The following is a 17,745-nucleotide window of genomic DNA, read 5'->3' as shown; positions in this document are numbered from 1 at the left end:
TTGTTGCCATGTTAAATTGGGATTTAAAGAAAAATGATGATAAGATAGCGCTCCTTTTGTCAGGGGAGCTATCTCGCAACACGTTGTTGCCTATGTGGCAGCAACGTGACGTTTTTTTATCTGCTAATGCGCTGGATAAAACAGTTGTTGAATGGGATTTGTCTGGTATTCAACATATTGATTCAGCTGGTTTTGCAGCGCTTTGTGATTTTTTACGAGAGTGTCAAAAGCTTAACAAAACAGTGCGATTAGTTTATCCACCAAAACAATTATTAACCCTTGCAGATCTTGTTGGTTTGTCTGATTGGATCGCAAATTTTACAGATCTTAATTAAACGGAAATCTGATGGAACTTCAAGAAATTGAACGAATTTTAAAAGATGCGCTAAACGTAGAAGAGGTTTATGCTCAAGGTGAAAACGCGCATTTTGGCGTGATTGTAGTGAGTGATGAAATTGCCGCACTTTCTCGCGTAAAACAACAACAAACAATTTATGCTCCGTTAATGGCTTATTTTACTACTGGCGAAATTCACGCGTTAACAATTAAAACTTATACCACTGAAAAGTGGAAACGTGATCGTGCATTAAACCAACTTAATTAAGGATTCAAAAATGGAAAAATTTCGTGTTTATGGGCAATCTCGTTTAAGTGGAACTGTGAATATTTCAGGTGCAAAAAATGCCGCACTTCCAATTCTTTTTGCCGCTATTTTGGCAACAAAACCAGTTAAACTCACGAACGTGCCTGCGCTTAAAGATATTGAAACCACTTTGAAAATTTTACGTAAATTAGGCGTGGTGGTAGATCGTGATGAAACTGGCTCAGTTTTATTAGATGCATCGAATATCGATCATTTCACTGCCCCTTATGAATTAGTTAAAACCATGCGTGCTTCAATTTGGGCATTGGCGCCTTTGGTTGCTCGTTTTCATCAAGGCCAAGTATCGTTACCTGGTGGTTGCTCTATCGGTGCTCGTCCAGTTGATCTCCATATTAGCGGTTTAGAAAAATTAGGCGCGGACATCGTTCTTGAAGAAGGATATGTAAAAGCACAAGTATTAGATCGCCTTGTGGGAACACGTATTGTAATGGAAAAAGTGAGCGTAGGTGCAACTTTATCTATTATGATGGCAGCAACGCTTGCGAAAGGCACCACAGTGATTGAAAACGCGGCTCGTGAGCCTGAAATTGTAGATACCGCTGACTTCCTCAATAAAATGGGCGCGAAAATATCTGGTGCAGGTTCTGATCACATTACGATTGAAGGTGTTGAATGTTTAACTGGTTGTGAGCATAGTGTCGTGCCAGATCGTATTGAAACGGGTACATTCTTAATTGCCGCAGCAATTTCGGGTGGTCGTGTTGTTTGTCAAAATACTAAGGCTGATACTTTAGATGCAGTGATTGATAAACTTCGTGAAGCTGGCGCTCAAGTTGATGTTACTGAGAATAGTATCACTTTAGATATGCTTGGAAATCGCCCTAAAGCAGTGAATATTCGTACTGCGCCACATCCAGGTTTCCCTACTGATATGCAGGCTCAATTCACCTTATTAAATATGGTGGCAGAGGGCACAAGTATTATTACTGAAACGATTTTTGAAAATCGTTTTATGCATATTCCTGAATTAATTCGCATGGGCGGAAAAGCTGAAATTGAAGGGAATACTGCCGTATGTCATGGTGTTGAACAGTTATCTGGTGCAGAAGTGATGGCGACAGATTTACGTGCATCAATCAGTTTGGTTCTTGCAGGTTGTATCGCAACAGGTGAAACCATAGTAGATCGTATTTATCATATCGATCGTGGTTATGAACATATAGAAGAAAAACTTCGTTGTTTAGGTGCTAGAATTGAACGTTTCTCTGGAGAGAGCGAAGTTTAATAAAATAAACTAACTATTAGATTCATCTAATCTAATATAGGGGCTAATTTCGAATTTTTCAGAAATTAGCCCTCTGTTTATCAGTAATTATTACTTTTTAAAAAACTTAAATTCCGTCCATTGACAATATCGTTCGCCTGCTTTTTGAATGCCACCGTAATTTTGCCATTCAGGATGATTTGGGGTGTCGGGTAAACATTGAGTTTCCAGTGCTACGCCAGAAAAATCGGCATATAATTCGCCATTTCTCGTTGGTGTATCAGCAAGATAATTACCCGTATAAAACTGCAATGCGGCTTGCGAGGTTCTTACTTCTAAACTTAAATCGCCAGTTGGAGAAGTCAGTAACACGCAAGGCTTTTGCCAAGCTTTATTGACAATAAAGGAATGATCGTAACCTTTTGTTGCTTGCTGCTCCCCTTGCAAAAAATCTTGTTTGATAGGTTTAGCAATACGGAAGTCAAAACTCGTATTCACTACGTGCTTTAATGGAGAATTAGGAATCCCCTCATTATCTACAGGCAGATAAAAATCAGCATTTAAACGTAATGTATGTTCACGCACGTCACTGCCTTGCTCTGCATTTTCTAAATTGAAATAGGCGTGATTTGTTAAGTTTAACGCGGTATCCTTATCGCAGATCCCTGCATATTCAATTTTTACGCTATTATCATCTGTTAGCGTATAGATTACAGACACATCCACATTACCAGGAAAACCTTGATCACCATCCTCTGAATGTAATGAAAAACACACAAAATTCTCACCGCACTCTTGAATTTTCCAACGGCGTTTATCAAAGCCCTCTCCTCCATGAAGCTGATGTTTACCTTGATTACTTCTCAATTTAATGAGTTCACCATTCAATTCAAATTGTGCATTTGCAATACGATTTGCATAACGCCCTATGCTTGCGCCTAAATAGCTTTGATGAGTGGGATAGTCCTCTACCTTACAACCCAATAAAACCTCGCGTAAAGTGCCATTTACTGGCACTTTACAAGAAAGCCAAGTTGCCCCCCAATCCATAAATTGAACACACATTCCATTTTCATTTTGTAGGATTATCAGCTGATAAGGTGCACCATCAGGCGCATTAAAAGTGGTTTGTTCTAACATCATTTTCTCTTAAATCACTCGAACACCTTGTGATGCAGTGCACACATAAAAAGTTTCTTTTAAACCAGTCGTTTTCTCGTAATTATCCGCAATAATTTTACGAACTGCATCGACTTTATCATGTGGTGCAAGTGCTACAATACAACCACCAAAACCGCCGCCCGTCATACGTGCCCCGCCACCTTTGCCAATAACAAGTTGGGCCAATTCAACTAAATAATCAATTTGTGGCACGGTGATTTCAAAATCATCACGCATTGAATCATGAGATTCCCCCATTAACTCACCTAAACGGGTCAAATCATTCTTCTTCAATGCTTCCACTGCATCGAGTACTCGTTGATTTTCTGTGACGACATGACGAGCACGTTTTGCTGCTAATGGTGAAAGTGCGGTCAATTCTGCTTCTCTTTTTCGGAATTGTTCAACTGAAACATCACGCAATGCTTTTACTCCAAAAAATTTTGCTGCGTCTTCACATTGCTGACGGCGAGTATTGTATTCACCCGTTACCAAATCGTGCGGTACGTTTGAGTTCACAATAATAACGGCGACATCTTGTGGCACGGGTGTTGGAATGGTTTCAAGACTACGACAATCGATCATCAGTAAGTGATTTTCCTGCCCAAGTGCGGAAATTAACTGATCCATATTGCCACAATTTGCGCCAACAAATTGGTTTTCCGCTTTTTGCCCATTCAATGCAATATCCGTGTGAGAAAGTGGTAAATCGCCAAGTTGTTGGCAAAATTTACCCACCGCAACTTCTAACGCTGCAGATGAACTTAATCCAGAAGAAAGCGGCACATTTCCAGAAATCACTAAATTTGCACCTTGTTGAAAGTGCGGGTAACGTTCTTGGATAAATTTTACAACCCCACGCACGTAATTAGCCCACTTGTGTTCACTCTTAGGAATTTCAGTATTGAGAGAAAATTCATCAGTTTCATCAAGATCCGCTGCATAAACATTCCAAATATGATCATCTCGTTTTGTACCAGAAACGGCCGTACCAAAATTAATCGCACAAGGCATAACAAAGCCGTCGTTGTAGTCGGTATGTTCGCCGATGATATTTACTCGGCCAGGTGCATAGATGGTAATTTCTGGCAAATTTTTATTCTGTTTATTGAAAATTTGTTGAGCATTTTGGATTGGGGTCATATTTCTATCCTTTATATTAAATCTGTACTCGATCTACCCCCTCTTTTGTAAAGAGAGGGACTGGCTATATTATTTAGTTCTTTCTTTATAATGAACTTCACTCAAAGCACATAATCGCTCTGCGGCCTGTTCCGCCGTTAAATCGCGTTGGCTTTCGCCTAACATTTCATATCCCACCATAAATTTACGCACGGTTGCTGAGCGTAAAAGAGGAGGGTAAAAATGAGCATGTAGCTGCCAATGTTCGTTATCTTCGCCATTAAATGGTGCGGCATGGAATCCCATTGAATATGGGAAAGAGGTCTCAAATAGATTGTCGTATTTGGTCGTCAATTTTTTCAAAATAACCGCAAGATCTTTTGATTGTTCGTCACTTAATTCAGTTAAACGTTTTACATGAGCTTTTGGTAAAAGCAATGTTTCAAATGGCCAAACAGCCCAATAAGGCACTAAAGCTACCCAATGCTCAGTTTCAACGACAATACGTTCCTGTAACTCCAGTTCTCGTTTCACATAATCAACCAACATTACAGAACCATGTTCTAGTAAATAATCACGTTGTGTGCGATCTTCACGAGCAACTTCATTTGGTAAGAAACTGTTCGCCCAGATTTGGCCATGCGGATGTGGGTTCGAACAACCCATTGCCGCCCCTTTGTTTTCAAAAATTTGCACCCATTGGTATTTCGCGCCAAGTTCACGAAGTTGCTCTTGCCATACTTTAATCACTTCTTCAATCTCAAGTGCGGTCAATAATGGCAATGTTTTACTATGATCTGGAGAGAAACAAATGACTCGACTTTCACCACGAGCTTGAGAACTCTGGAAAAGTGGATCTGAGGATTTTTCAGGGGCTGGCGTATCTTCTAAAAGCGCGGAAAAATCATTTTTAAACACATAAGGTTTACGATAATCTGGATTTAATTCACCTGTAATACGCTTATTACTCGGGCAAAGATAACAAGTTGGATCATAACTTGGTTTTTGTTCTTCATTCACTTTTTCTTGTTGCCCTTGCCATGGACGCTTAGCACGATGTGGTGATACCAAAACCCATTGATCAATTAACGGATTATAGCGACGATGTGGATGCTCTGTTGGTTCAAAAATATCACTCATAATTGGCTCCCTTTCTAAATTGTAAACGGTTACACAAAAGACTGCGCATAAGATAGCAAATTCACAAAAATAAACCGTGATCAGTATCACATAATGGGAAAATCGCTGAAAGTTTTTTGTGATCTCGGTTACAAATCAGAAAGTAACCGCTTTCAATTTTATCTAGAAAGAACATAATAAGAAACGTGATTTCATTATGGAGAGCATTCCATGAGCACCATTCATGATGTAGCCGAATTAGCCCATGTATCTATTGCGACTGTTTCTCGTGTTGTAAATCAACATCCCTCAGTCAGTGAAGATACCCGACTTACAGTAAAACAAGCAATAGAACAACTTAATTATCAACCAAATGCAAATGCTAAAGCCCTTGCGATACAAAACACAGATACTATTGGTGTGGTTGTCACCGATGTAACAGACTCATTTTTTGCTATTTTAGTGAAAGCCGTAGATAAAGTCGCAGAAGCACACCGTAAAACAATCTTGATTGGCATTGGCTATCACCATGCAGAGAAGGAACGTGAAGCTATTGATACTTTACTTCGCAAGCGTTGTAGTTGTTTAGTTGTGCATTCCAAAGCGTTATCCGACGATGAACTTAGCCATTATTTAAAAACAGTACCAGGAATGGTGATTATCAACCGAGTGATTCAAGGCTATGAAAATCGTTGCGTAAGTTTAGACAATAAAAAAGGAACCTACTTAGCAACAGAAATGCTTATCCGCTGTGGTCATAAACATATCGCATATATTGGATCTAACCATGCAATTTTCGATGAAATTGAGCGTCGAGATGGTTATCTTACTGCATTAAAAGATCACAATTATCCAATTATTGAGCATGCCATAACACATAATTCACCAGACTTCGAGGGTGGTGAAAAAGCAATGATTGATTTACTTAGTTATAACAAAGATCTCACTGCGGTCGTAGCTTATAACGATTCAATGGCGGCAGGAGCCATTTCAGTTCTCAATGAAAACAATATTAGTGTACCAAGCCAATTTTCAATCATTGGTTTTGACGATATGCCAATTGCTCGTTATTTAATTCCTAAATTGACAACCATTCGCTATCCTATTGATTTAATGGCAACTTATGCAGCCAACCTTGCATTAAGCCTTGTCGATAATGAGGTGAAAACGCCATCAACAATTCAATTTAACCCAACATTAGTACGTCGTTTTTCTGTGGAATCTATCTAAATTCGAAGGTGAACGCACGCATAAAATGTGATGGCGATCACAAATCCGAATTTTTAATGTAATCGTTTTCATTTTATGTGAGTTTGATCACAGATTCTGAGTAAATTATTCGCTAATATGGTATCAATTGCAGAATGTCATGCAATATTTATCTCTAACATCAACATTCCAAAATAGGAGCGTTATTATGAAAAAAACAGCAGTATTAAGTGCGGTTGCTTTGGCTATCGGTTTAGGAGCAGTATCTTCAAGTTTTGCAGCCGATAGTAAAATCGGCATCACTATTTACAAATATGATGATAATTTTATGTCATTAATGCGTAAAGAGATCGACAAAGAGGCTAAAGCAGTTGGCGGTATTAAACTTTTAATGAATGACTCCCAAAATGCACAATCAATTCAAAATGACCAAGTTGATGTATTACTTTCCAAAGGTGTGAAGGCTCTTGCAATTAACTTAGTTGACCCGGCTGCAGCACCAACCATTATTGGCAAAGCAAAACCAGATAACATTCCTGTTGTATTCTTTAATAAAGATCCTGGTGCAAAAGCTATCGGTTCTTATGAACACGCTTACTATGTAGGTACTGATCCAAAAGAATCAGGCTTAATTCAAGGGGATTTAATTGCAAAACAATGGAAAGCGAATCCAGCTCTAGACTTAAATAAAGATGGCAAAATCCAATTCGTATTATTAAAAGGTGAACCAGGTCATCCAGATGCTGAAGCGCGTACAAAATTTGTAGTTGAAGAACTTAATGCGAAAGGTATCCAAACCGAACAATTATTTATTGATACTGGTATGTGGGATGCTGCAATGGCGAAAGATAAAGTAGATGCTTGGTTATCTAGCTCTAAAGCGAACGACATTGAAGTAATCATTTCTAACAACGATGGTATGGCATTAGGCGCATTAGAAGCAACCAAAGCACATGGTAAAAAACTCCCTATCTTCGGTGTGGATGCATTACCAGAAGCATTACAACTCATCAAAAAAGGTGAACTTGCAGGTACGGTGTTAAACGATGGTGTGAACCAAGGTAAAGCAGTTGTTCAATTATCTAACAACTTAGCACAAGGCAAAGCAGCAACTGAAGGCACAAAATGGGAATTAAAAGATCGTGTTGTACGTATCCCTTATGTTGGTGTAGATAAAGACAACTTAGGCGACTTCTTAAAATAATTTCTCATCAATTTTTGTTGTAATCCAAGGGGAAGTTGCCCTTCCCCTTTTTAACGAGGTTGGATATGACATCTCAAACTCAAAGTCAAGACAGCCAAGTGCTGCTCACAATGACCAATGTCTGCAAGTCCTTTCCAGGCGTAAAAGCCTTAGATAACGCAAACTTAACGGTTCGTTCACATTCTGTTCATGCTTTAATGGGTGAGAACGGCGCGGGCAAATCTACATTACTAAAATGCTTATTCGGCATTTATGCCAAAGATGAAGGTGAAATCCTTTTCTTAGGTCAACCCGTCAATTTTAAAACATCTAAAGAAGCCCTTGAGAATGGTATTTCAATGGTGCACCAAGAACTCAACCTCGTGCGCCAAACTAGCGTAATGGATAACTTGTGGCTTGGACGCTATCCACTTAAGGGACCTTTTGTCGATCACGCGAAAATGTACCGTGATACTAAAGCGATTTTTGATGAATTGGATATTGATGTAGATCCTAAAGAAAAGGTCGCCAGACTTTCAGTTTCTCAAATGCAGATGATTGAAATTGCGAAGGCGTTCTCGTATAACGCTAAAATCGTAATCATGGATGAACCAACATCCTCGCTTTCTGAAAAAGAAGTTGAGCATCTATTTAAAATTATCGACAAATTAAAACAACGCGGTTGTGGAATTATTTATATTTCTCACAAAATGGATGAAATCTTCAAAATCTGTGATGAAATTACTATTTTACGCGATGGTAAGTGGATCAACACGGTAAACGTGAAAGAATCCAGCATGGAACAAATTGTCGGAATGATGGTAGGTCGTGAATTAACACAGCGTTTCCCTGAAAAAACAAACACGCCAAAAGAAGTAATTTTACAGGTGGAAAATCTTACCGCTAAAAATCAACCATCCATTCAAGACGTATCTTTTGAATTACGAAAAGGTGAAATTCTCGGTATTGCAGGCCTTGTGGGGGCTAAACGTACTGATATCGTTGAAGCTATTTTTGGCGTACGTGAATTAACCGAAGGAACTATCAAGTTACACGGAAAAACCGTGAAAAATCATACCGCACTTGAAGCAATTAATAATGGCTTTGCATTGGTAACTGAAGAGCGTCGTTCAACAGGTATTTACTCTAATTTAAGCATTGAATTTAACTCATTGATTTCAAATATGAAATCTTATCTCACACCATGGAAATTACTTAGCACGAAGAAAATGAAAAGTGATACCCAGTGGGTGATTGATTCAATGAATGTTAAAACACCATCACATAGAACAACAATTGGTTCTCTTTCTGGCGGTAACCAACAAAAGGTCATTATTGGTCGTTGGCTTTTAACTCAACCTGAAATTCTGATGCTTGATGAGCCGACACGCGGTATCGACATTGGGGCTAAATTTGAAATTTACCAACTCATTCAAGAACTCGCTAAAAAAGACAAAGGCATTATTATGATTTCATCAGAAATGCCTGAATTACTAGGTGTAACTGACCGTATTTTAGTGATGAGTAACGGTAAATTGGCGGGTATTGTAGAAACTGCAAAAACTTCACAAGAAGAAATCTTGCAACTCGCTGCGAAATATTTATAACAAAAGGAACAGATTATGAGTGCCTTACAAAAAAACAAATCCTTTGATTTCTTAAAGCAAAATGCCATTTATTTTGTGCTATTGATTTTGCTCGGTATTATTATTGCGCAAGATCCAACATTCTTAAATTTGATGAACTTTAGTAATATTTTAACTCAATCTTCAGTTCGTTTAATTATTGCACTTGGGGTTGCTGGTTTATTAATTACACAAGGAACGGACTTATCTGCTGGTCGTCAAGTTGGTTTGGCTGCAGTTATCTCTGCAACTATGTTGCAATCAATGGAAAATATGAACCGCGTATTTCCTGAAATGGGTGAAATTCCAATTCCTGTTGTTATTCTTGCCGTTTGTGCTGTGGGAGCAATTATTGGTTTAATAAATGGATTGGTTATTGCTTACTTAAATGTAACACCGTTTATTGCAACTATGGGAACCATGATTATCGTATATGGTTTCAACTCACTATACTATGATGCTGTAGGTGGATCGCCAATCGCTGGTTTTAGTGAAAATTTCTCAACATTTGCTCAAGGCTTTTTCCGAATTGGGAGTTTCAAGCTTTCTTATATTACTATTTATGCTGCAATTGCTTCATTTTTGGTGTGGATAATGTGGAACAAAACCCGTTTTGGTAAAAATATCTTTGCTATTGGGGGAAATCCGGAAGCAGCAAAAGTTTCAGGCGTGAATGTTGCACGTAATTTAGTTGTGATTTATATGATCGCCGGTGTGTTTTATGCCTTTGGTGGTATGCTCGAAGCGGGCCGTATAGGTTCTGCAACTAACAACTTAGGTTTTATGTATGAATTAGATGCGATTGCAGCTTGCGTAGTGGGTGGTGTATCCTTCGCGGGTGGTGTAGGTACTGTAATTGGTGTCATCACTGGCGTTATCATCTTTACAGTTATCAACTACGGTTTAACTTACATCGGTGTAAACCCTTACTGGCAATACATCATCAAAGGTAGCATTATTATTTTAGCGGTAGCCATTGACTCATTAAAATATGCGAAGAAGAAATAATTATTCTAGATAAAAAGAGTAGAGAAAATAACCGCACTTTGTAAAGTGCGGTTATTTTTTATATAAATCTTAAAGGTAGGTAGAATTCTGAAAGAGATACTTCTTGGTAACTATGTTGAAATCAATCATTAAGTATTTATAGTCTATATAAATAAAAAGCGACTTACTTTTACATAAGTCGCTTTTGGGAAGGCCTAATTAATGTTTAGGTCTGAAGAAAATCATTGTAAAGATTTGCCAGAAGAAGGCTAGTGCACCGAAGATGAATACCACATCACCGCCTAGACGTACCCAACGTAAGGTATCGAATAATGGCTGTTGCATAAATTCTTCACTACGTGCATACCATAAGCCTTCTGAGATACTTGCATATCCTTGGATAACGCCGATAGGTAGTAAGCTTGATACGATCATCAGTACTAAACCGCCGTTTAATAACCAGAAGCCCCATTTCATTAACTTATCGTTAAATGGTGTATCTGGACGTAAATAACGAGCGATTAAGAAGACGAAACCTAATGCCAAGAAGCCATACACACCGAATAATGCCGCGTGAGCGTGAACAGCAGTCGTGTTCAAGCCTTGAACATAGTAGAGTGAAATTGGTGGGTTGATTAAGAAACCAAATACGCCAGCACCTAGCATATTCCAGAATGCAACGGCTACGAAGCAGTAAAGAGGCCATTTTAAGCGTTCCATCCAAGGTGCTTTTTGTTTCATTGCCCAGTGTTCCCACGCTTCGTGACCTAATAACACTAAAGGTACTACTTCAAGTGCAGAGAATGATGCACCCACAGCAATAATTGGGGTTGTTGCTCCCGCGAAGTATAAGTGGTGGAAAGTACCAGGGATACCACCGATTAAGAACAACGCTGCTTCAGTAATGGTTGCCACGGTCGCAGTACGACGTGAAACTAAACCTAAACTTACAAAGATGAATGAGAGTGCCGCTACAGAGAATACTTCGAAGAAGCCTTCTACCCATAGGTGAACTACCCACCAACGCCAGTATTCCATCACAGAAATGTGAGTGTGCTCGCCGTAGAATAGTGCTGGGCCATAGAATAGACCGATCGCAATGACGGAAGCGAAGAATAACGCTAATAAGTTTTTGTCTCCAGGTTGTTTGAATGCGTTCACTGTGCCGCGAAGCATTAAGACTAACCAGAATAAGATACCTGCAAATTTTACCGCTTGCCAGAAACGACCTAAATCAATAAATTCGTAACCTTGGTGACCGAACATGAAGCTCCATTCTTCAGGAAGAATATGTGCAATTGCTAAATAGCTACCAGTAAATGAACCCACTACTAATACCACTAATGCCCAGTAGAGAAGATCTACACCCAATTTTTGGAATTTCGGATCTTTACCGCCATTAATGATTGGTGCAAGGAATAAACCACCAGCTAAGAATGCCATTGCAATCCAGAATAAGGCTGCTTGAATATGCCATGTACGTACTAATGAATAAGGTAAGTATTGAGAAATATCAATACCATAGAATTCTTGACCTTCAACGGTATAGTGAGCAACAATCGCCCCTAAGTTCACTTGCAGCAAGAATAATGCAAGCACAGTGAAGAGGTATTTACCTAACGAACGTTGAGAAGGAGTAAGTTGTAATTTGGTAAGTGGATCGAATTCAGGTGTTGCTGGTTCTTTTTCATCTTCACGTTTTTTGAATGACCAAATCCATACCACGAAACCAATACCTGCAATGAGGAATACGACACTTGCAATAGACCAAATTACGTTTTCTGGTGTTGGTACGTTGTTGATTAACGGCTCATGTGGCCAGTTGTTGGTATAACTTGCATGAGTATTTGGACGTTCAGCTGAGGCAGTCCATGCTGTCCAGAAGAAGAATTTAGCTAAGTCTTTACGAGCTTGTAAATCAGGAAGAGTATTATCCTTCATCGCAAAGTGTTCACGGGTCATTTTGGTTGCAGGATCATCACCATATAAAGAGATGTAGTATTGTGCCGTTTTTTCCATTGCTGCTAAACGGGTGTTAGAAAGCACAACGGTACCGTTTTCAACTTTACTACCGCGATATTCTTTGGTTAAACGCGCTTTTAATAAAGTTTGTTGTTCATCATTTAAATCAGCGAAGTTTTTACCAAGCTCTTGATTCGCTGTAATGTCCAACCAGTTGGTTAGTTCACGGTGAAGCCAATCCGCTGTCCAGTCTGGTGCTTGATATGCACCATGACCCCAAACTGACCCTACTTGCATACCGCCTGTAGTTTGCCAAGCGGTTTGACCATGTAAAATATCATCGTGCGTAATCACTTTTTCGCCAGATTCAGAAACATATTGTTGTGGAATCGGCGGTGCTTCACGATAAACTTCGAACCCATAGTAGCCCAGAATTGAGAATGACCCAATCAATACGGCGACTAATAGGTACCAGAACTTTTTATACTGTCCCATTTTATCACTCCTAGGTTATTGAAAAATTAACTTCCTATTTAAAATCATAGGCAAATATTTTACATAAAGTAAAATACTTGACTAATTATATCGGGTATTATAGCGTTAAAATAATACCTCAAACAAAGTAATTGACTAAATTAGTAGGTTATTTTGATTGGAATCAAAAAAAGTGTGATTAAAAAAATGATTTAACCACACTTAAATGTTTAGTAATCAGATGCTTATTCAAAATTAAAATTGGAGTGATTGGCGAGATTAAAATTGGTTTGTGTAATTCTAATACAAAGAGCGGTGAAATATCACCGCTCTTTTATCTTTAAAGTTAATTAACGCTCATTCCAACGTTTAATAGACTCACGAATCACTTCTTTTGCTTCTTCTACATTGCCCCAATGCGTTACTTTCGTTGAGCCAGGTTTCTTAAGCGCTTTATAGTTATTGAAATGGAACTCAATTTGTTTAATTAAGTTTGCCGGTAAATCTGCTAATGAATTGTATGCATTGCCTGTATCACGATCATCTGCAGGAACACAAACGATTTTGTCATCCACTTCACCATCATCAACAAATTTCATGACACCAATTACTTTAGCTTCAAGGAATACACCTGTTGCTAATGGTTGGCGAGTGATCAATAACACATCTAACTCATCGCCATCTTCATCTAAAGTTTGTGGAATGAAACCATAGTTAGTTGGTTTTGCAAAAATTGCTGGCTCAACACGATCTAATTGGAATGCCGCAACTTTACGGTTCCATTCAATTTTATGACAGCTACCTTCGGGAATTTCATTTACTACATTGATAATGCCAGCATCTACATCGCCTGGCGTTAAAATTTGATTAAAATCAGCCATTTTGTTTCCTTCATTTTATCAAGTTAAAAAACATGACAAGTATAGCAGTTTTTCTGCTGACTCGCAGTCTCATTTGTAGAGAAAATCAGCAAATAGATTATTTCATAACTATTCATAAATTTGACCGCACTTTATCCTAAACAAAACTCACGCAAACGTTTACTTCTCATTTTTATGATGTAAAATAGCGCACCTTATTCACTTCAATTTTTCACTCAACTTTAAGGAACACTATGCCAACTTTAGAAAAAACATTTGAGCTCAAGCAACGTGGTTCAACTGTTCGTCAAGAAATTATCGCAGGTTTAACCACGTTTTTAGCAATGGTTTATTCTGTCATCGTGGTACCCAATATGCTAAGTGCTGCAGGTTTTCCCGCTGAATCTGTCTTTATTGCCACCTGTTTAGTTGCGGGCTTAGGCTCTATCTTAATCGGCTTATGGGCAAATGCACCAATGGCAATTGGTTGTGCAATTTCTCTTACTGCTTTTACGGCATTTAGCTTAGTGATTGGTCAAAAGGTCGCCATTCCCGTTGCGCTAGGCGCCGTATTCTTAATGGGGATTGTGTTTACTTTAATTTCTGCCACAGGTATTCGTGCATGGATCTTGCGTAATTTACCATCCAGTATCGCTCACGGAGCGGGCATTGGTATCGGACTCTTTTTACTTTTAATTGCGGCAAATGGCGTTGGTTTAGTCGTCAGCAACCAAGCTGGCTTACCAGTAAAATTAGGCGATTTCACCTCATTCCCTGTAATGATGTCCTTAATTGGTTTAGCGCTCATTATCGGCCTTGAAAAAATGAAAATTAAAGGCGGCATTTTATGGGTAATTATCGCTATTACTATTGTAGGTTTAATTTTTGATCCAAATGTAAAATTTGGCGGAGAGATTTTTAAAATGCCAACCTTTGGTGAAAGTTCTCTTTTCTTACAATTAGACTTTATGGGCGCACTACAACCCACAATCTTACCTGTCGTATTTGCTTTGGTGATGACAGCCGTATTTGATGCAACGGGTACAATTCGCGCAGTTGCAGGTCAAGCAAACTTACTTGATAAAGATGGTCAAATTATCAATGGCGGTAAAGCCCTAACTTCAGACTCAATCAGTAGCTTATTCTCAGGCTTATTCGGTACAGCACCAGCTGCCGTTTACATTGAGTCAGCAGCAGGAACAGCAGCAGGCGGTAAAACAGGCATTACTGCAATCGTTGTTGGTGTGTTATTCCTATTAATGCTTTTCTTTCAACCATTAGCTTTCTTAGTGCCTGGATACGCAACAGCTCCAGCATTAATGTATGTTGGTTTATTAATGTTAAGCAATGTAAGCAAATTAGATTTCGATGATTTCGTTGGCGCGATGAGCGGATTAATATGCGCAGTATTTATCGTACTTACTGCTAACATTGTAACAGGTATTATGTTAGGTTTTGCGGCATTAGTAATTGGAAGAATCGTGAGTGGAGATATTAAACGCTTAAATGTAGGGACTGTGATTATTGCAATCGTACTCGTTGCATTCTATGCAGGCGGTTGGGCATTGTCATAATTAAATAACAAAAGGGAGTATCTCATTTGCTACTCCCTTTACTTATTGATGTAAATGATAAATATTATATAACTTTACTGATAATTCTTCCGTCTTTAACTTGCGTCGTGATGCATTCACCTTTCTTCACATCTTGAGTACTTATTATTGCTTTTCCTTGAGCGTTTTCCGCAATGGAATAACCTCTTGCTAATACCTTCAACGGGCTTAAGCCATCCAGTTTTCCACATAACGTTGCCAGTTTATTTTGACGTTTCGTCACTTGGCGATTTACACAAAAATTTAACCGCACTTGTAACTGCTCTAAGCGTTGTTGATGACGTTGCAATCGATATGGCAATGGATTTTGTTTCAAACGAGAAGAAAGTGCGGTGAATTTTTGTTGTGTATTTTCAAACTGACGTAATATAGCAAGTTGCAAGCGATGCGCAAGCTGTTCATTTTTCGCTTGTTGAGTGCGTAATTGATTCTGTGGATGTTGATTTTGCAATCGTAAGGTTAGCTGTTTCAAACGCTGGCTTTTTCGCGTAAATAAACGATCAAATGCCATATCTAAACGTTGTTGTTGATGGCGAAGTTGTTGCAATAATTCATCTTGATTACGACTCACTAATTCAGCCGCAGCTGAAGGGGTCGGCGCACGAAGATCTGCCACAAAATCGGCAATCGTCACATCCGTTTCATGTCCTACAGCACTGATAATGGGTAAGGTTGAACGAAAAATCGCTCTCGCCACTTCTTCTTCATTAAAACACCAAAGATCTTCTAATGAACCACCACCACGGCCAACAATTAATACATCCACTTCTTGTCGCAGATTGGCAAGTTCAATCATTTGCACAATTTCTGCGGTCGCCTCTTTGCCTTGAACCGCAGTGGGATAAATAACAACTTTTAAACTTGGATCACGACGTGCCAAAATATGCAAAATATCTTGCAATGCCGCACCTGTAGAAGAAGTAATAATCCCAACCGCTTTACTAAAGTGCGGTAGATTTTTCTTAAGATTTTGAGCAAACAATCCTTCCGCAGCCAACTTCATTTTTAATGCTTCAAACTGCTGTTGCAATAAACCTTCACCGGCGGGATGCATGGAATCAATAATAAGCTGATAATCACCACGAGGCTCATATAAACTCACATTGGCACGCACAAGCACTTGCATCCCATTTTGCGGACGAAAAGCAACACGCAAATTTTTCATGCGAAACATCGCACAACGCACCTGCGCATTTTCATCTTTCAGCGTTAAATACCAATGCCCAGACACGGGTTGCGTAAAATTGGAAATTTCACCCGTTAACCAAATTTGTGAAAAATTCCCTTCGAGCATCTGGCGCGCAGCAGAATTCAGTTGAGATACGGAATAAATATTGTCTGACATATTATTCAATTAACGCCCAACCATCATCAACCCAGTTACAAATTGAATCCAACAGTAGATCCATTGAGGTTTCAGGATCTTCGGTTTCATTCACTAGATTTGATAAAAATGCCCAATCCAAACTTTCACCATTAGATAAGCGTTTCAACACTTCGGTCTCAATCACATTAAGTTCATCTAACCACTCACCATTAGCATAAATTCGCAGCGGATTTTCGGTGTAAAGCAATTTACAATTGTTGTCTTGAGAAAGGAATGCCCCATCCTCTTCTAAAATTGACCGCACTTCATCAGGATCACACATTTCATCAGAGACTAATAACTCGTAACGACGAGAACTCACCGAACTTGCTACGGCTTGCTTAAACAACGCATCAAAAGCTTCTGAATGAGCCAATTTATCCAATAAAAGCTGTTTCATTGCTTGAATATTTTCATCCGCAAGTTTACCTGTACGTTGTACAGACTGGCTTAAACGTAGCGGTAAATCAAATTCACTTAAATTCAAATCAGGATCTTGATGACAAAAACCTTTACTTACGCCATCAATTAAATTGCTTAAATTTGGATAACGCAAGCCAAAAGAAAAGGTTAAACAATCATCTTCAGCCACACCATAATGCGCCATACGGGCCGGAATATAGAGAATATCGCCCGGATTCATCACTTCATCAATCACCAATTCACCCATATCATCAAAAATTCGAATTGGCTGATTAGATTTAAATTCGGTACTTGGATCACACCATTTACCTAATTGCCAACGGCGATGACCATATCCTTGCACTAAGAATACATCATACTCATCATAATGTTTACCAACAGAGCCTCCCTTAGGGGCATAAGACACCATAATATCGTCACGTTGCCACTGAGGTATAAAGCTAAATTTGTTCCAAAGCTGTCCTAATTCAGGAGACCATTGCTCCAAATTTTGAACTAACACCGACCATTTTTCTGGTAACTTTTGAAAATCCTTGTCACTCAAGGGACTAAAAAAAACTTTCCAATCATCATCAGAAAATGTCTTCACTAAACGAGCGGTAACATCTTCGTTTTGCGCGAGTTCAATAATATCTTGTGGCTCAAACTGCCCAACGATTTCAGGCAAACCGTTACGAATCACAAGTGGCTTTTTCTGCCAATAATCGCGTAGAAAAATTTCTGGCGTGATATGGTCAGGTAAACAAAAATCAACAGATGAAAGTGCGGTCATT

Annotated in this window: 15 protein-coding genes; 8 read left to right on the top strand and 7 right to left on the bottom strand. The window is 38.9% G+C overall.

Features of this window, described 5'->3' with window-relative positions; all coding sequences use genetic code 11:
• Positions 1–8 precede the first annotated feature (8 nt).
• From LIX50_RS04295 to murA, 3 genes are read left to right on the top strand one after another with little or no spacing between them, the layout of a single operon-like run.
• On the top strand, positions 9–335 hold the full coding sequence (locus LIX50_RS04295) for a lipid asymmetry maintenance protein MlaB (RefSeq protein WP_065265308.1): 327 nt from the start codon (positions 9–11) through the stop codon (positions 333–335).
• Positions 336–346: 11 nt separating this feature from the next.
• Complete coding sequence (locus LIX50_RS04290; protein WP_005631356.1) at positions 347–604, top strand: BolA family protein; 258 nt, start codon at positions 347–349, stop codon at positions 602–604.
• Between the two features lie 10 nt (positions 605–614).
• On the top strand, positions 615–1,889 hold the full coding sequence (murA, locus tag LIX50_RS04285) for a UDP-N-acetylglucosamine 1-carboxyvinyltransferase (RefSeq protein WP_140523813.1): 1,275 nt from the start codon (positions 615–617) through the stop codon (positions 1,887–1,889).
• Between the two features lie 90 nt (positions 1,890–1,979).
• Here murA and galM read toward each other — a convergent pair whose 3' ends face one another.
• From galM to galT, 3 genes are all read right to left on the bottom strand, one after another.
• Positions 1,980–3,008: a galactose-1-epimerase gene (galM, locus tag LIX50_RS04280; RefSeq protein WP_140523809.1), complete on the bottom strand. Its 1,029-nt coding sequence runs from the start codon at positions 3,006–3,008 to the stop codon at positions 1,980–1,982.
• Positions 3,009–3,017: 9 nt separating this feature from the next.
• Positions 3,018–4,172 (bottom strand): galactokinase, encoded by a 1,155-nt coding sequence (gene galK, locus LIX50_RS04275; protein WP_140523805.1) that lies wholly within the window; start codon positions 4,170–4,172, stop codon positions 3,018–3,020.
• A 69-nt stretch (positions 4,173–4,241) separates the two neighbouring features.
• The gene (gene galT / locus LIX50_RS04270; protein ID WP_048953858.1) at positions 4,242–5,291 is read right to left on the bottom strand and encodes a galactose-1-phosphate uridylyltransferase; all 1,050 of its coding nucleotides are present in this window, start codon (positions 5,289–5,291) and stop codon (positions 4,242–4,244) included.
• Between the two features lie 210 nt (positions 5,292–5,501).
• Here galT and LIX50_RS04265 point away from each other — a divergent pair, with 210 nt between their 5' ends.
• The 4 genes from LIX50_RS04265 (at position 5,502) to mglC (ending at position 10,295) form a co-directional block, all read left to right on the top strand.
• Positions 5,502–6,500, top strand: coding sequence for a substrate-binding domain-containing protein (locus LIX50_RS04265; protein ID WP_140523800.1), 999 nt, complete (start codon positions 5,502–5,504; stop codon positions 6,498–6,500).
• A gap of 187 nt (positions 6,501–6,687) precedes the next feature.
• Positions 6,688–7,683, top strand: a complete 996-nt coding sequence (gene mglB / locus LIX50_RS04260; RefSeq protein ID WP_140523797.1) for a galactose/glucose ABC transporter substrate-binding protein MglB — start codon at positions 6,688–6,690, stop codon at positions 7,681–7,683.
• A gap of 65 nt (positions 7,684–7,748) precedes the next feature.
• Positions 7,749–9,269 carry a galactose/methyl galactoside ABC transporter ATP-binding protein MglA gene (gene mglA, locus LIX50_RS04255; protein WP_140523794.1) on the top strand — a complete coding sequence of 507 codons (1,521 nt, stop codon included), beginning with the start codon at positions 7,749–7,751 and terminating at the stop codon, positions 9,267–9,269.
• A gap of 15 nt (positions 9,270–9,284) precedes the next feature.
• The gene (gene mglC / locus LIX50_RS04250) at positions 9,285–10,295 is read left to right on the top strand and encodes a galactose/methyl galactoside ABC transporter permease MglC (protein ID WP_048953854.1); all 1,011 of its coding nucleotides are present in this window, start codon (positions 9,285–9,287) and stop codon (positions 10,293–10,295) included.
• Positions 10,296–10,493: 198 nt separating this feature from the next.
• Here the strand turns inward: mglC and LIX50_RS04245 are convergent, their stop codons facing one another.
• Together LIX50_RS04245 and LIX50_RS04240 are read right to left on the bottom strand one after the other, a co-directional pair.
• Positions 10,494–12,731: a nitric-oxide reductase large subunit gene (locus LIX50_RS04245; protein ID WP_140523791.1), complete on the bottom strand. Its 2,238-nt coding sequence runs from the start codon at positions 12,729–12,731 to the stop codon at positions 10,494–10,496.
• A gap of 329 nt (positions 12,732–13,060) precedes the next feature.
• A complete protein-coding gene (locus tag LIX50_RS04240) occupies positions 13,061–13,591 on the bottom strand; it encodes an inorganic diphosphatase (protein WP_048953851.1) in 531 nt (176 codons plus the stop codon).
• Between the two features lie 233 nt (positions 13,592–13,824).
• Here LIX50_RS04240 and LIX50_RS04235 point away from each other — a divergent pair, with 233 nt between their 5' ends.
• The gene (locus tag LIX50_RS04235) at positions 13,825–15,144 is read left to right on the top strand and encodes an NCS2 family permease (protein ID WP_140523787.1); all 1,320 of its coding nucleotides are present in this window, start codon (positions 13,825–13,827) and stop codon (positions 15,142–15,144) included.
• Positions 15,145–15,208: 64 nt separating this feature from the next.
• On the opposite strand, the gene xseA is transcribed toward LIX50_RS04235, so the two are convergent.
• Both xseA and LIX50_RS04225 read right to left on the bottom strand, forming a co-directional pair.
• Positions 15,209–16,528 (bottom strand): exodeoxyribonuclease VII large subunit, encoded by a 1,320-nt coding sequence (xseA, locus tag LIX50_RS04230; RefSeq protein WP_226385899.1) that lies wholly within the window; start codon positions 16,526–16,528, stop codon positions 15,209–15,211.
• A gap of 1 nt (position 16,529) precedes the next feature.
• Positions 16,530–17,744: a cupin domain-containing protein gene (locus LIX50_RS04225; protein WP_048953848.1), complete on the bottom strand. Its 1,215-nt coding sequence runs from the start codon at positions 17,742–17,744 to the stop codon at positions 16,530–16,532.
• Between the last annotated feature and the right edge of the window lies 1 nt (position 17,745).

The organism is Haemophilus sp. Marseille-P9675 (assembly GCF_916862695.1).
In the GTDB taxonomy this organism is placed as follows: domain Bacteria; phylum Pseudomonadota; class Gammaproteobacteria; order Enterobacterales; family Pasteurellaceae; genus Haemophilus; species Haemophilus haemolyticus_K.
This window is presented reverse-complemented; position numbering and strand designations above follow the sequence as displayed.

Excerpts from the sequence above, each read along its gene's own strand:
- galT (WP_048953858.1), bottom strand. The coding sequence starts at position 5,291 with ATGAGTGATATTTTTGAACCAACAGAGCATCCACATCGTCGCTATAAT.
- LIX50_RS04225 (WP_048953848.1), bottom strand. The coding sequence starts at position 17,744 with ATGACCGCACTTTCATCTGTTGATTTTTGTTTACCTGACCATATCACG.
- mglA (WP_140523794.1), top strand. The coding sequence starts at position 7,749 with ATGACATCTCAAACTCAAAGTCAAGACAGCCAAGTGCTGCTCACAATG.
- murA (WP_140523813.1), top strand. The coding sequence starts at position 615 with ATGGAAAAATTTCGTGTTTATGGGCAATCTCGTTTAAGTGGAACTGTG.
- LIX50_RS04295 (WP_065265308.1), top strand. The coding sequence starts at position 9 with ATGTTAAATTGGGATTTAAAGAAAAATGATGATAAGATAGCGCTCCTT.
- LIX50_RS04265 (WP_140523800.1), top strand. The coding sequence starts at position 5,502 with ATGAGCACCATTCATGATGTAGCCGAATTAGCCCATGTATCTATTGCG.
- xseA (WP_226385899.1), bottom strand. The coding sequence starts at position 16,528 with ATGTCAGACAATATTTATTCCGTATCTCAACTGAATTCTGCTGCGCGC.
- mglB (WP_140523797.1), top strand. The coding sequence starts at position 6,688 with ATGAAAAAAACAGCAGTATTAAGTGCGGTTGCTTTGGCTATCGGTTTA.
- LIX50_RS04245 (WP_140523791.1), bottom strand. The coding sequence starts at position 12,731 with ATGGGACAGTATAAAAAGTTCTGGTACCTATTAGTCGCCGTATTGATT.
- galM (WP_140523809.1), bottom strand. The coding sequence starts at position 3,008 with ATGTTAGAACAAACCACTTTTAATGCGCCTGATGGTGCACCTTATCAG.
- LIX50_RS04290 (WP_005631356.1), top strand. The coding sequence starts at position 347 with ATGGAACTTCAAGAAATTGAACGAATTTTAAAAGATGCGCTAAACGTA.
- galK (WP_140523805.1), bottom strand. The coding sequence starts at position 4,172 with ATGACCCCAATCCAAAATGCTCAACAAATTTTCAATAAACAGAATAAA.
- mglC (WP_048953854.1), top strand. The coding sequence starts at position 9,285 with ATGAGTGCCTTACAAAAAAACAAATCCTTTGATTTCTTAAAGCAAAAT.
- LIX50_RS04240 (WP_048953851.1), bottom strand. The coding sequence starts at position 13,591 with ATGGCTGATTTTAATCAAATTTTAACGCCAGGCGATGTAGATGCTGGC.
- LIX50_RS04235 (WP_140523787.1), top strand. The coding sequence starts at position 13,825 with ATGCCAACTTTAGAAAAAACATTTGAGCTCAAGCAACGTGGTTCAACT.